The sequence below is a fragment of the Janthinobacterium sp. FW305-128 genome, from assembly GCF_020858135.1.
Classification (GTDB): domain Bacteria; phylum Pseudomonadota; class Gammaproteobacteria; order Burkholderiales; family Burkholderiaceae_D; genus Janthinobacterium.
The window spans coordinates 294,722-307,966 of record NZ_JACYMK010000001.1 but is presented as its reverse complement, the minus strand read 5'-3'; the positions used below and the strand labels follow the sequence as shown (position 1 = coordinate 307,966).

Annotated in this window: 12 protein-coding genes; 3 read left to right on the top strand and 9 right to left on the bottom strand. The window is 65.3% G+C overall.

Translation table 11 applies throughout. The features are described 5' to 3' along the window. The first annotated feature begins 57 nt into the window (after nt 1–57). Nucleotides 58–237 carry a hypothetical protein gene (locus IGS60_RS01420; RefSeq protein WP_034746290.1) on the top strand — a complete coding sequence of 60 codons (180 nt, stop codon included), beginning with the start codon at nt 58–60 and terminating at the stop codon, nt 235–237. Nucleotides 238–248: 11 nt separating this feature from the next. Here the strand turns inward: IGS60_RS01420 and IGS60_RS01415 are convergent, their stop codons facing one another. The 9 genes from IGS60_RS01415 to IGS60_RS01375 all read right to left on the bottom strand — a co-directional run bounded on the left by IGS60_RS01415 (nt 249) and on the right by IGS60_RS01375 (nt 11,552). After that, on the bottom strand, nt 249–1,694 hold the full coding sequence (locus tag IGS60_RS01415) for a glycine betaine ABC transporter substrate-binding protein (protein WP_230502662.1): 1,446 nt from the start codon (nt 1,692–1,694) through the stop codon (nt 249–251). A gap of 81 nt (nt 1,695–1,775) precedes the next feature. After that, entirely contained in the window at nt 1,776–3,002 is a 1,227-nt protein-coding gene (hutI, locus tag IGS60_RS01410) for an imidazolonepropionase (protein ID WP_230501954.1), read from the bottom strand. 12 nt (nt 3,003–3,014) lie between these two features. Beyond that, nucleotides 3,015–3,590 (bottom strand): HutD family protein, encoded by a 576-nt coding sequence (locus IGS60_RS01405; protein ID WP_230501951.1) that lies wholly within the window; start codon nt 3,588–3,590, stop codon nt 3,015–3,017. Then, nucleotides 3,590–4,978 carry a formimidoylglutamate deiminase gene (locus tag IGS60_RS01400; protein WP_230501949.1) on the bottom strand — a complete coding sequence of 463 codons (1,389 nt, stop codon included), beginning with the start codon at nt 4,976–4,978 and terminating at the stop codon, nt 3,590–3,592. Before IGS60_RS01400 ends, IGS60_RS01405 begins: the two co-directional genes overlap by 1 nt. Beyond that, nucleotides 4,963–5,766 (bottom strand): N-formylglutamate deformylase, encoded by an 804-nt coding sequence (hutG, locus tag IGS60_RS01395; RefSeq protein ID WP_230501947.1) that lies wholly within the window; start codon nt 5,764–5,766, stop codon nt 4,963–4,965. Before hutG ends, IGS60_RS01400 begins: the two co-directional genes overlap by 16 nt. A 20-nt stretch (nt 5,767–5,786) precedes the next feature. Next, a complete protein-coding gene (hutH, locus tag IGS60_RS01390) occupies nt 5,787–7,346 on the bottom strand; it encodes a histidine ammonia-lyase (RefSeq protein ID WP_230501946.1) in 1,560 nt (519 codons plus the stop codon). Nucleotides 7,347–7,365: 19 nt separating this feature from the next. Further along, complete coding sequence (gene hutU / locus IGS60_RS01385) at nt 7,366–9,069, bottom strand: urocanate hydratase (RefSeq protein ID WP_230501944.1); 1,704 nt, start codon at nt 9,067–9,069, stop codon at nt 7,366–7,368. Nucleotides 9,070–9,196: 127 nt separating this feature from the next. After that, nucleotides 9,197–10,870 (bottom strand): amidohydrolase, encoded by a 1,674-nt coding sequence (locus IGS60_RS01380; protein WP_230501942.1) that lies wholly within the window; start codon nt 10,868–10,870, stop codon nt 9,197–9,199. 67 nt (nt 10,871–10,937) lie between these two features. Beyond that, nucleotides 10,938–11,552: a GNAT family N-acetyltransferase gene (locus IGS60_RS01375; RefSeq protein ID WP_230501940.1), complete on the bottom strand. Its 615-nt coding sequence runs from the start codon at nt 11,550–11,552 to the stop codon at nt 10,938–10,940. A gap of 164 nt (nt 11,553–11,716) precedes the next feature. Between IGS60_RS01375 and IGS60_RS01370 the strand changes: the two genes are divergently transcribed. Continuing rightward, on the top strand, nt 11,717–12,748 hold the full coding sequence (locus IGS60_RS01370) for a hypothetical protein (RefSeq protein ID WP_230501938.1): 1,032 nt from the start codon (nt 11,717–11,719) through the stop codon (nt 12,746–12,748). After that, nucleotides 12,723–13,193 carry a hypothetical protein gene (locus IGS60_RS01365; RefSeq protein WP_230501937.1) on the top strand — a complete coding sequence of 157 codons (471 nt, stop codon included), beginning with the start codon at nt 12,723–12,725 and terminating at the stop codon, nt 13,191–13,193. Before IGS60_RS01370 ends, IGS60_RS01365 begins: the two co-directional genes overlap by 26 nt. Nucleotides 13,194–13,245 lie beyond the last annotated feature (52 nt).

Genomic DNA, 13,245 nt, shown 5'->3' with positions numbered 1-13,245 from the left:
TGGCGGCATTCCGCTCACACAAAATGAACGCATCATTTCGCATCCGGGAGCCACATCATGAATGTCTCTGCCAAACCGCTCGTCATGAAGATCTACCGCGCCTACCTGCGTTCGCGCCTGGAACGCTACACGCGCGACTTGCAAGCCATCGCCGAACAGCGCGAAAACGACTTCCAGGCCGAACGCATCCTGCACCAGGCCGTCGTCTCGGTGCGCTCGAAACTGCATTCGCTGTAACCGTGATGCCGTCAGCGCTGCCGGCCGGCCACGGCCCAACGCTCCACCAGTTCGAACAGGCCTTGCGTCAGCAGGGCCAGCACGGCTGCGGGGATCGCGCCGGCCAGCAGCATGTCGTTGTCATTCAGCGCCAGGCCGATGGTGATGCGTTCGCCATAGCCGCCCGCGCCGATGAAGGCGGCGATGGTGGCCGTGCCCACGCTCATCACGGCCGCCGTTTTCACGCCCGCCAGCATCACGGGCAAGGCCAGCGGCAAGTCCACATGCAGCAGGCGGTCGCGCCGGCTCAAGCCCAGCGCCAGCGCCGCCATGCGCAAGCCTTGCGGCACCTGCAAGATGCCCGTGCACGTGTTGCGCACGATGGGCAGCAAGGCGTACACGAATAACGCCACCAGCGCCGGCACGGTGCCGATCATGCCCAGCACGGGAATCAATATCGCCAGCAGGGCCAGCGACGGCACCGTCTGCAGCACGCCGACGAAGGCCAGCACGGTTTGCCGCAGCGGCGCCGAAAACGCCGCCAGCACGCCCAGCGGAATGCCGATCAGGCACGCCAGGGCCACCGACAGCAGCACCAGCGTCAGGTGCTGGCGCGTCAGGGTCCACAGATCGTCGCCGATGATTTTATCGAGCAAACCGCTGCGCGCGGCGGCCGGTGTGTTCGCCCGCGTGCCCGATGCCAGCCACTGCCGCGCCACGCCGGCAAAGCTCTTGCCGTCGATTTCCACGGCCGCATTCATGGCGATCATGTCGCCCTCGCTGATGCGCCCCTGCAAGCCTTGCAAGGCTTGCCAGGCAGCGGGAAAACGCTGCGGCACGTCGAGCCGGTACAGCAGCATGGCGTCGTAGCGGGGAAAATACTGCTGCGTGTCAGCCAGCACGCGCAAGCCGTACTGGCGGATCTTCGCGTCCGTCGAATAGATGTCGATCACATCCACCTGGCGCTGCGCCAGCGCTTCATAGGCGATGCCGTGATCGAGTCCACGCGGGCGCTGCGGCAAGCCATAGCGCGCGGCCAGGCCAGGCCAGCCATCGATCCTGCCGATGAATTCATGCGACAGGCCGAATGTCAAGGCCGGGTGCTGCGCCAGCTGCGCCAGGCTCGTGATGGATGTTTCATCGCCGCGCATGGCCAGCGCATACGTATTGTTAAAGCCCAGCGGCACGGCCACGCCCAGCCCCAGCGCCGCCAGCTCGCGCCGCATCTGCGCCAGGTCGATGGCTTTGTCGTGCTTGAGAATTTCGCTGGCGATGGTGCCCATGTATTCGGCATATACGTCGATGCTGCCCGCCTGCAGCGCGGCGAGCACGATGGCCGTGTTGCCCAGGCCCTGGCGGTGCTGCGCCCTGACGTGCGGCGCGGCGCTCTGCTTGACGATTTCGCCGAGGATGTACGATTCCGTAAAGCGCTTCGAACCCACCTTCAGGGTGCCGCCGTCCATGGCAAGGGAGGACATGGGCGCGGCGGCGAAGACTAGTAACAACAGCAAGTAAAACGGCAAATAAGCAGCACGCACGCGGCGCTCCAGGACGGATGATCAATCCGGCAAGCTTACCACCGGCGCGCGCCAGACACCGCCGTACACCACGCCCGCGCACGGGTTCAGGCCCAGCGCATACGCCAGGTCGGCCGGGCGCGCGATGCGCCACAGGGCGAAATCGGCGCGCTTGCCCACTGCCAGGCTGCCCGTTTCCTGCTGCAAGCCAAGCGCGCGCGCCGCGTGGCACGTAACACCGGCCAGCGCTTCCTGCGGCGTCAAGCGCCACAAGGTGCACGCCATGTTCATCGCCAGCAGCAATGACGTCATCGGCGACGTGCCCGGATTGCAATCGGTGGACACGGCCATCGGCACGCCGGCCGCGCGCAAATCTGAGATGGGAGGTTGCTGTACTTCGCGCAAAAAATAATAGGCGCCCGGCAGCAGCACGGCCACCGTGCTATGCCGCGCCATGGCGGCGATGCCCTCGTCCGACAGGAATTCCAGGTGGTCGGCCGACAGGCCGCCGTAGCGGGCCACCAGCGCCGCCCCGCCCAAATCCGACAGCTGCTCCGCATGCAGTTTGACGGGCAGGCCCAGCGCCTGCGCCGCCTCGAACACCGTTTCGGTTTGCGCCAGCGTAAAGCCGATGCGCTCGCAAAACGCGTCGACGGCGTCAACCAGGCCATCGCCGGCCAGCCGGGGCAGCATCTGCGCGCACAGCAGCTCGATATACGCGTCGGCCTGTCCCGCGTATTCGGGCGGCAGCGCGTGCGCGCCGAGAAACGTGGTGCGCACGGATACGGGCAGCTGTTCGCCTATCCTGCGCGCCACGCGCAGCATCTTCGCCTCGCTGTCCGCAGCCAGGCCATAGCCGGACTTGATTTCCAGCGTCGTCACGCCCTCGGCCAGCAGCGCCAGCACGCGGGGCAGGCTTTGCCGCAGCAATTCATCGTCGCTGGCCGCGCGCGTGGCGCGCACGGTGGACATGATGCCGCCGCCGGCGCGGCTGATGTCTTCATAGCTGGCACCATTCAGGCGCGCCTCGAATTCGTCGCTGCGGTTGCCCGCATGGACGATGTGCGTATGGCAGTCGATCAGGCCGGGCGTCAGCCAGCAGCCCTGGCCGTCAATCAGCACGGCGCCGCTGGCCGGCAACTCGTCGCCGGGACCGAACCAGGCGATGCGGCCATCCTTGACGGCGATGGCCGCGTCGAGCAGTTCGCCATAGCCATGTTCCATGGTGGCCAGGTGGACGTTGTGGATGACCATATCCCAGTCTTGCATCGCTTTTCTCTCCTAGATGAACAGGTCGACGCGGAACACGGCCGTGCGCTGCAAGGCGTCGAGCCGCCAGTCCGGCGCGTCGTCGGCGTCCAGCAGCAGCGCGTCATGGCGGGCCAGCGCGAACTGCTGCTCGCCACCGCGCGCCAGCACGTGGCCTTCGCCGGCGACAAACAGCAGGGTCGCCGCGCTGCGCCGCGCCAGCTTGCCCGGCGCCGTGATTTTTTCCAGCTGATGGCGGCAGCGGTCGCGCCGCGTCATCACATTGAAATCCGTCGTCGGCCCCTTGACCTGCGCCTCCACGGCGGCCTCGCCGGGAAACCACAGCATCGGTTGCGCCGCGCTCAAAACCACCTTGCACGTGCCGTCGAGCGTCAGCTGCACGCTGTCGCCATCGACCAGCATCAGGCTGCGGTCAATGCCGGGAAAGCTGGAAAACGGCCCGCTGGCCGTGATCGTCGCCAGGCTGATACGCCAGTCAAAATCGTCGAAACCGGCGTCCGGCGGAGAAATGGCGATTTCCGTCGTGCTGCCGCCGCCGTTTTTCCACGGCGCGGCGCGCAGGTATTCCTGTGGGATGAAAGTCGCCATCAGAGCGCCCTCAGTTGCGCCAGTGTGCGCTTGTAGGCGGTGGCGATGGCGTCCTGCGCCACGTGGCGCCCATCGCGCACCTGCCACTGGCCGCCGCACAGCACGTCGCGCACCAGCTTGTCGTTGCCGCAGAAGATAAAACTGCCCAGCACGTCGGCGATGGCCACGCCGCACAGGTTCACATGCGCGTCGTCGAGCACCAGCACATCGGCGCGGCAGCCCGGTGCCAAAGCACCGAGCTTGCGTCCGGCCGCCTGCGCTCCGCCCCGCAAGGCTGCCTGCCACAGATAGTCGCCCACATGGCGCTGCTCCGGCGTGGCGGCCACATTGCGCTGCTGGCGCTGCAAGCGCTGGCCGTATTCGAGCCAGCGCAATTCTTCCACGGGCGACTGCGACACGTGGCTGTCGCTGCCGACGCCGAAACGCCCGCCGGCGGCGATGAATTCGGCCAGCGGGAACAGGCCATCGCCCAGGTTCGCTTCCGTCGTCGGGCACAGGCCCGCGACAGCGCCGCTGGCGGCCATCCGCGCCACCTCGTCGGGCTGCACATGCGTGGCATGCACGAGGCACCAGCGCGCATCGACGTCGACCTGGTCGTACAAATACTGCACCGGGCGCCGGCCGCTGTAATCCAGGCACTGGCGCACCTCGCCCTGCTGCTCGGCGATGTGGATGTGGATAGGGCGATCCGCGGGCAGCGCTTGCGCCACTTCGCGGATCTGCACCACGCCGGCGGCGCGCAGCGAATGCGGAGCAAAGCCCACTTCCACCTGCCCGCCGCGCTGCGGCGCCAGCGCCTCGACGATGCGCAAGACATCGTCCGCACCCGTGCGGAAGCGCGCCTGCTCGGGTTTGAGGGGCTGTGCGCCCAAGCCCGCATGGCTGTACAGCACGGGCAGCATGGTCATGCCGATGCCGCTGATGCGCGCCGCGGCCAGCACCCGTTCAGCCGTTTCGGCGGGACGCGCATACAGGGCGCCAGCCGCATCGCGCTGCAGGTAGTGAAATTCGCAGACGGACGTGTAGCCATGGCGCAGGCATTCGGCAAACAGCTGCGCGGCGATGGCTTCCATCTGTTCCGGCGTGATGTGGCGCGCGAAGCGGTACATCAGCTCGCGCCAGGTCCAGAAGCTGTCCGCTACCTGATTAACCTCGTCACCCGCAACCTCCGTCATGCCGCCCAGCGCGCGCTGGAACGCATGCGAATGCAGGTTGACCATGCCGGGCAAGACATACTCGGCCACTTCGGCACCGGCGGGCGGCGAAGCGCCCTCTTTGACGTGCGTCAAGTCGCCGGCCGCATCCCATTCCAGCAGCACGTCGCGGCGCCAGCCTTGCGGCAGCAGCGCGTGGCGCGCGAACAGACAGGTACTCAACGCGCCACCCATGCCACGGCCGCTTCCATCATCTGGCGCAGCAGCGGCTGCACCCGGGCCGCCAGGTCCGGCCGGTAGCCGAATGGCGCCGCCTCGTCCATGCCAGGTTCATTCATGTACAGGCACTGGCACATCTCCAGCTGGATCGCATGCACGCACTTGTCCGGCTGGCCGTAATGGCGCGTGATATGGCCGCCTTTGAAGCGGCCATTCAAGGCCACTGTAAATGCATCCTGCGCGCGCGCGATGTCCACCACGGCGGACGTCAGGCCAGCATCGCAGCTGGCGCCATCGGCCGTGCCGAAGTTCAGGTCGGGCAGCTTGCCGTCGAAGAAGCGCGGCACATGCGAGGCGATGGAATGGGCATCCCACAGCACCACGGCGCCATGCACGCGCAGCAGCCGGTCCAGTTCCGCGCGCAGCTGCTGGTGGTACGGCGCCCAGTAGCGCTGCAACCGGCGCTGCACGTCAGCCGCATCGGGCTCCTTGCCGGCCAGGTACAGCGGCTCACGGTGGAAGGTATCGTTGGGCAGCAAGCCCGTCGTGTCCTGGCCCGGGTACAGATTCGTGTCTTCCTGCGGGCGGTTCAAGTCGATGGTGTAGCGCGACCAGCGCGCCGACAGCACGGACGCGTCCATCTCCTGCAAAAAACCATACAGCTCGCGCAAATGCCAGTCCGTGTCGGCCTTGATCAGGGCCTGCGGCGTCATGCGCGCGGCGATATCGTCCGGTATGTCGGTGCCCACGTGGGGCATCGACACGAGCAGCGGGATGCTGCCTTCGTTGAAGCGGAAATCCATGCCTGTCTCCTTGCGCCCGCTCAAGCGTACAGCGGGGCGAACAAATTCTTGCAGGTGCTGCTCAATTCGCCCTGCAGCACCATCTGCTTGGCCGCCTCGATGTCGGGCGCGAAGAAGCGGTCGGCGTCGAAGAACGGCACCTTCTGGCGCAGCTGGTGGTGCACGTGTTCCAGGTGCGGCGAGGTTTTCAGCGGACGGTGGAAATCGATGCCCTGCGCGGCGGCCAGCAGTTCGATGCCGACGATGACGGCCGTGTTGTGCGCCATGTCGTCCAGGCGGCGCCCGGCGAACGTGGCCATGCTCACGTGGTCTTCCTGGTTCGCGGACGTGGGCAGGCTGTCGACGCTGGCTGGATGGGCGAGCGACTTGTTTTCCGACGCCAGCGCGGCCGCCGTCACGTGGGCGATCATGAAGCCGGAATTGACGCCCGGGTCGCGCACGAGAAACGGTGGCAGGCCGGACAACGTGGCGTCGATCAGCAGCGCGATGCGGCGCTCGGCCAGCGCGCCGATTTCGGCGATCGCCAGCGCCAGGGTGTCGGCGGCAAAGGCCACCGGCTCGGCATGGAAGTTCCCGCCCGAGACGATTTCCGCCTGCCCGTTGGGGCCATCCTGGAAGATCAGCGGATTGTCCGTGACGGCATTGGCTTCGATCAGCAGGGTACGGCCCACGTTGCCGATCAGATCGAGGCAGGCACCCATGACTTGCGGCTGGCAGCGCAGGCTGTACGGGTCCTGCACGCGTTCGTCGCCTTCCAGGTGCGAAGCGCGGATCGCGCTGTTGGCTACCAGCTGGCGGTACATCTGCGCGGCCAGTATCTGCCCCGGCTGTCCCCGCACGGCGTGCACGCGCGCGTCGAACGGCGAGTCGCTGCCCTTGGCCGCGTCCAGCGACAGCGCGCCCGTGACCATGGCCGCTTCCAGCAGGCGCTCGGCCATGAACAGGCCATGCAGCGCCAACGCGTTCGACACTTGCGTGCCGTTGATCAGCGCCAGGCCCTCTTTCGCCGCCAGCACGACGGGCGCGATGCCTGCCTGCGCCAGCGCTTCGGGCGCCGCCATCAATTCGCCGTTGACGCGCACGTCGCCCACGCCCAGCATGGCCAGGGTCATGTGCGACAGGGGCGCCAGGTCGCCCGAGGCGCCGACGGAGCCCTTGGCGGGAATGGCCGGCATGATGCCCGCGTTGTACAGGGCGATCAAGGTATCAACGATCAGCGGGCGCACGCCGGAAAAGCCGCGCGCCAGGCTGCCGATCTTCATCAGCATGATCAGGCGCACGACGGCGTCCGACAGCAGCTCTCCCGTGCCGACGGAATGCGACAGGATCAGGTTGCGCTGCAATTGCTCGAGTTTTTCATCGGGGATGCGCGTCTTGGCGAGCAGGCCGAAGCCCGTGTTGATGCCGTAGGCCGCATCACCCTTGGCGACGATGGCCTGCACTGCGCCGGCCGACGCCTCAATGACGGGATAGGCCTCGGCGGCGAGGATCAGTTTGGCGGGCGCGGCCCAGACGGCGCGCAGGTCGCCCAGGGTCATCGCGCCCGGTTTCAGGGTCCAACTTTTGGCATGCTGTGTCATAGTCATTCGCATCAAGGTCTCAAGGAAGCATTGGAAGAATCAGGCCGTTGCGCTTGGCGCAGGCGGCCGCGGTTTCATAGCCGGCATCGGCATGGCGCATCACGCCCGAGCCGCTGTCGTTGACCAGCACCCGGGCCAGGCGTTTCGCCGCCCCTTCCGTGCCGTCGGCCACGATGACCATGCCCGCATGCTGAGAATACCCCATTCCCACGCCGCCGCCATGGTGCAGCGAGACCCAGGTGGCGCCGCCGGCCGTGTTCAGCATGGCGTTCAGCAGCGGCCAGTCGGAGACGGCGTCCGTGCCGTCCTTCATGCTTTCCGTCTCGCGGTTCGGGCTGGCGACGGAACCCGTGTCCAGGTGGTCGCGGCCGATGACGATGGGCGCCTTCAGCTCGCCCGTGCGCACCATCTCGTTGAAGGCCAGGCCGGCGATGTGGCGCTCGCCCAGTCCCAGCCAGCAGATGCGCGCCGGCAGGCCCTGGAAGGCGATGCGTTCGCGCGCCATGTCCAGCCAGTGGTGCACCTGCTTGTGGTGCGGGAACAGCTCCTTGATCTTCGCATCCGTTTTATAGATGTCTTCCGGGTCGCCCGACAGGGCCACCCAGCGGAACGGCCCCCGCCCTTCGCAAAATTGCGGGCGGATATACGCGGGCACGAAACCGGGGAAGTCGAAGGCGTTCTGCACGCCCTGGTCGAACGCCACCTGGCGGATGTTGTTGCCGTAATCGACGGTGTGCACGCCCATGGCGTGGAAATCGAGCATGGCCTGCACGTGGGCGGCGCAGGAATCGGCGGCGGCCACCGTCAGGCGCGCGTGGCGCTGCGGGTCTTGCTGCGCCGCCTTCCAGTCCGACACGCTCCAGCCGCGCGGCAGGTAGCCGTTGACCAGGTCGTGCGCGGACGTCTGGTCCGTCACCAGGTCCGGCACCAGGCCGCCCGCCTTGGCGCGGCGCACTAGTTCCGGCAGCACTTCGGCCGCGTTGCCCAGGAGGCCAATGGAAATGGCTTCCTTGCGTTCGGTGTGATATTTCACCAGCGCCAAAGCTTCGTCCAGGCTCGCCGCCTGCTTGTCCAGGTAGCGCGTGCGCAGGCGGAAGTCGATGCTGCTTTGCTGGCATTCGATATTGAGCGAGACGGCGCCCGCCATGGTGGCGGCCAGCGGCTGCGCGCCGCCCATGCCGCCCAGGCCCGCCGTCAAGATCCAGCGCCCGCCCCAGTCGCCGCCGAAATGCTGGCGGCCCGCCTCGGCGAAGGTTTCATACGTGCCCTGCACGATGCCCTGCGTGCCGATGTAAATCCAGCTGCCGGCCGTCATCTGGCCGTACATGAACAGGCCCTGGCGATCGAGTTCGTTGAAGTGTTCCCAATTCGCCCATTTCGGCACCAGGTTGGAATTGGCGATCAGCACGCGCGGCGCGTCCGCGTGGGTCTGGAACACGCCCACCGGCTTGCCGGACTGGATCAGGAGGGTCTGGTCGTCTTCCAGTTCGCGCAGCGAGGCGAGGATCTGGTCGAAACAGGCCCAGTTGCGGGCCGCGCGGCCGATGCCGCCGTAGACGACCAGGTGCTGCGGATTTTCCGCCACTTCCGGGTCCAGGTTGTTTTGCAACATGCGGTAGGCCGCCTCGGCCTGCCAACTCTTGCAAGCCATGACCGTGCCGCGCGGGGCGCGGATGGTACGGCTGGCATCAAAGCGTGGATCGGTGTCCATTGTGCTGTTCATGCTGTCTCCTCGTAGGGTGCGAGCGGGCGTACCTGGCCCGCTCTGGTACTCCCAGCATAGGTTGTCTATACAACCAAGTCAACAGGTTTTCTTTTGGGGTCAGACCCGACGGGTCTGACCCCGGCCCTCATTTTTTCTCGAACACGCGCTTGCCCGCCACCCACGTCTGCAGCACCTGCGTCTTGCCGATGGCCTTGGGGTTGACGGTGAACAGGTCCTGGTTGACGACGATGAAGTCCGCCCATTTGCCCGCTTCCAGCGTGCCGATGACCTTTTCCTGGTGGGCCGCCCAGGCCGCGTCGAGGGTAAAGCAGCGCAGCGCCTCGGCGACCGTCATGGCTTGCTGCGGATACCAGCCGCCGGCCGGGAACCCTTCGCTGTTTTGCCGCGTAACGGCCGCGTGGATGCCCTCGAACGGGTTCGGCGACTCGATGGGGAAGTCGGAGCCGCAGGCGATGCGCGAACCCTGCTTGAGGAAGGTGCGCCACGCATACGCGCCCTTGATGCGTTCGTGGCCCACGCGCTGCTCCGCCATGTTCTGGTCGGACGTGGCGTGCGTGGGCTGCATCGACGGCACGATGCCCAGACTCTTGAAACGGGGGATGTCGCTCAATTGCACCACCTGCGCGTGCTCCATGCGGTGGCGCAGGCCCACGCTATGGTTTTGCGCGATCAAGGCTTCATAGCCGTCGAGGATTTGATGGTTGCCCGCGTCGCCGATGGCGTGCACGTTCACCTGGTAGCCGGCGCGCATGGCTTTTTCCATCTTCGCGCGCATGGCGTCGTCCTTGTAGAACAGCAGGCCGCTGGTAGAAGGATCGTCGCTGTACGGCGCCAGCAGGGCCGCGCCGCGGCTGCCCAGGGCCCCGTCGGACAGCAGTTTGACGGCGCGCAAGGCGTACATGTCGCGCGCATAGCTTTTTAATGGGCCGCTTTTTGACAATGCGTCGAAGTCTTCCGTGGTATCGGCAATCATGCCGTAGACGCGCACCGTCAATTTTCCGTGGTCCGCATAGTCGCGGAACAGCCGGTCCTGCATCTGGCCGATGCCCGCATCGTGCACGCTGGTCAGGCCCGCCTGCGACAGCTGCGACAGCGCGCCATCGAGGGCGGCGCGGTTTTCCACGTCGCCCGGCTTGGGCAGCACGGCATCCATCAAGTCCATGGCGCTGTCGACCAGCACGCCGGTGGCGTTGCCGTCCGCATCGCGGACTATCTTGCCGCCGGCCGGGTCTTGCGTGGCGCGCGTGATGCCGGCCAGCGCCAGCGCGCGGCTGTTGGCCCAGCCCGCGTGGCCATCGACCCGGCGCAGCCACACTGGCCGCGCGCTTTCCACCGCATCGAGTTCTGCGGCCGTGGGAAAGCGGCCCAGCTTCCAGATTTCCTGGTTCCAGCCGCTGCCGACGATCCAGCCGCGCTCGGGATGCGCGCGGGCGAAGTCGCCCACGGCCTGCACGGCGGCCGGCAGCGACGACGAACCGTACAGCATCACGCCGCTGGCGATCGTCCCCAGGCCGAACACGTGGCCGTGCGCGTCGATCAGGCCGGGCAACACGGTTTTTCCCCGCACGTCGACGTGCAGGGCGCCCTTGGCCGCCTTGCGCTTCACCTGCGCGGCGCTGCCGACGGCAAGGAGTTTTCCAGCGTCGTCAAAGGCCAGCGCCGTGAAGCGCACCACCTTGCCATGCGCGTCGAGCGTGTAGCCGTTGGCATTGTTGATGACCGTGTCGGCATGGGCCTGGCCCAAGGTGCCCAGGCAGGCGAGAACTAGCAGGGTGCGGCGCAGTTGCGGGGTCGGCATTTCCATCTCCAGGTCTTTTAATAAATGAGTGAAAAGACGAGTGTATAGAAATTGGCAAAATGGTCAATCAGGCAGCGTGCGGCGGCCTTACCATCAGCCAGTAATCGCAGCCCGTGACGGCTTCCGCGTAACGCCCCGCCACCACAAAGCCCATCCGGGCATAAAACGGCAGGCTGCGTTCATTGTAGGTCTCCAGGAAGCACGCGGCGCCCGCCGCATCGACGGCGGCCAGGCCAGGCGCCAGCACGGATGCACCCAATCCCCTGCTCTGTGCGTCCGGCGCGATACCGGCGATCGAAAGATACCACGCGTCCTGCAGACCATGCGGCGCCAGCGCGTGCTCCATGTTCTCGACGATGGCCGTGAAATGCGCGTAGCCCTGCTCTCCCAGCAGCACGCGCAAGGCTGCTTCGCGCTGCGCGTAGGCGGCCTGACGCTGGGCTGCCGGCGCATCCGTCGTCCAGATGGCGGCGCCATTGCCTACCGCATCGGCCAGGTCGACGCGGCCCGCCTGCTCGCCCTCGGTCAGCGCCAGCGCAAAATACGCTTCCAGCATGGCCAGCCGTGCCGTTTCGTCGTCGCCGCAGGCCACCGTGACGGCGCGGTAAAACGGGTCGCCGATCAGGGCGGCGGCCAGGCTGCGGGCGGCTTGCGATGCTTCAGTATGGGGTGCGCTGGACATGGTTCTCTTTCTGTTCGTTGTATCTTGCGACGCCCGGCATCTTAACGCAAGCGCCCAAGCCTTGCGCCCAGTCAATACCTCCCCGCCGCCGCTGGCCTACGCTGGCGTTTTATCGCGGAGGTTCCATGGCCAGGCACCATGTCATCAGCACCACCGCGTGCGACGTGTTCTTCAAGCTCGTGGCCCATCAAAAGAAAAGCCTGGGCGCGCGCTTCGACAGCATGATCGTCACCTTCAGCGCCGACGGCCAGCCCGTGCTGGGCGCCACCCTACGCAACGCGACAAGCGGCTGCGAACTGCACCGCCTGGCCGGCCAGCCCGACGAATGCTGGTGCTGCGGCTACGACGAACAGCTGGAATTCATCTCGCAAAACAAGGTGCCGCTGGCGCACGCCGACTACCGGCTCACCTTGAGCAATGGCGAAACGTGGACGGGCACGACGGATGCGAAGGGACGCACGGGGCGCATCGCCAGCAAGCGGGAAGAGCAAATTACCCAGGCCGAATTCCTGCCGCTCGCGGAAAAATCACCATGCTGCGCCGCCGCGCCCAAACACGCGGCGCCAGCCGTCAAGCTCGTCCAGCTCGATGGCATCAAGACGACCGACAAGGACGTCGGTTCGTCCGTCAAACAGGTCAAAGTGAAAGACAAGGTTCGCCCGCTGACCAAGGGCGAGATCGACATGGCGTGGATGCTGTTCCAGGATGCGATCGACTACGGCAAGGTCAAGGTGCATGGGGAGCCGTATCTATGGTTCGGCTTGCAACCGAAGGATGTGGCCATGACGCCGGATGGGGAGATTTACTTTCATGAGTCGGATTACAAAGAGGACTTTTCCAAAGAAAAAGATAGTCTGAAACACTGGTTTATGCACGAAATGGTTCATGTTTGGCAGTACCAACTCGGATATTCAGTAAAACTGCGGGGAGCCATTCGCCTGGGGCTGGACTACAAATATACCTTGCTCCCCAATCAGAAATTATCCAGCCATGACATGGAAGCGCAAGGTGATTTATTGGCGGACTACTTTGTGCTGAGGTTTTTAACTACCACTCGCGCCATGCGCCAACAGCGGTATAAAAACTCCGGAGAACTGTTTAAAAAGGTACTCAATGATTTTTTTAACGACCGTAAGAGCCCGAAAAACTTGCCTGGCAACGATATTGACCATGAGCCTATATTCGATATTCCCTGACACATGGGCATATTCCCGCATGGCAGAAGCAGTTATCCAGTCGGCGCAGGGCATACCCTGCTTCTCGATTACAAAAAAGGAAGAGACGCGCAATGGCCTGCCATTTCTTGGCGCACTCATGGTTTCAGACATGTCCGTGCAACCAGTAAAAGAAGTATGGGGATTCTCCCTACCGCCAGACATGGCGTTACCCATCCGTGCCAGCACATGCATCCGCTATGGAAACCTGCCTACCGGCGCGACGGGCATACGCGCTGAAAAACTGATACCCGGGCATTTTTATCATGTGTTCCTGAATGGCAGCCCTAAAGATCCGTCCGATCCAACCTATGGTTACCAAGGAAAATTCTGCGTGAGAACTACGGCCTCTGGCGGTCAGCAAGTCATCCCCATCAACAGCGACATGCAGGCCTGGATCGATGAAGTCTGCCCAACACCCCGTTAGCATCAATCCAACACTGTTCATACTACTCGCGCTCTCAAGTATGAACGGCTAC

Excerpts from the sequence above, each read along its gene's own strand:
- hutU (WP_230501944.1), bottom strand. The coding sequence starts at position 9,069 with ATGAACAGCACAATGGACACCGATCCACGCTTTGATGCCAGCCGTACC.
- IGS60_RS01365 (WP_230501937.1), top strand. The coding sequence starts at position 12,723 with ATGAGCCTATATTCGATATTCCCTGACACATGGGCATATTCCCGCATG.
- IGS60_RS01405 (WP_230501951.1), bottom strand. The coding sequence starts at position 3,590 with ATGGCGACTTTCATCCCACAGGAATACCTGCGCGCCGCGCCGTGGAAA.
- hutH (WP_230501946.1), bottom strand. The coding sequence starts at position 7,346 with ATGACACAGCATGCCAAAAGTTGGACCCTGAAACCGGGCGCGATGACC.
- IGS60_RS01375 (WP_230501940.1), bottom strand. The coding sequence starts at position 11,552 with ATGTCCAGCGCACCCCATACTGAAGCATCGCAAGCCGCCCGCAGCCTG.
- IGS60_RS01380 (WP_230501942.1), bottom strand. The coding sequence starts at position 10,870 with ATGCCGACCCCGCAACTGCGCCGCACCCTGCTAGTTCTCGCCTGCCTG.
- IGS60_RS01420 (WP_034746290.1), top strand. The coding sequence starts at position 58 with ATGAATGTCTCTGCCAAACCGCTCGTCATGAAGATCTACCGCGCCTAC.
- hutI (WP_230501954.1), bottom strand. The coding sequence starts at position 3,002 with ATGCAAGACTGGGATATGGTCATCCACAACGTCCACCTGGCCACCATG.
- IGS60_RS01400 (WP_230501949.1), bottom strand. The coding sequence starts at position 4,978 with ATGGGTGGCGCGTTGAGTACCTGTCTGTTCGCGCGCCACGCGCTGCTG.
- IGS60_RS01415 (WP_230502662.1), bottom strand. The coding sequence starts at position 1,694 with ATGTCCTCCCTTGCCATGGACGGCGGCACCCTGAAGGTGGGTTCGAAG.
- hutG (WP_230501947.1), bottom strand. The coding sequence starts at position 5,766 with ATGGATTTCCGCTTCAACGAAGGCAGCATCCCGCTGCTCGTGTCGATG.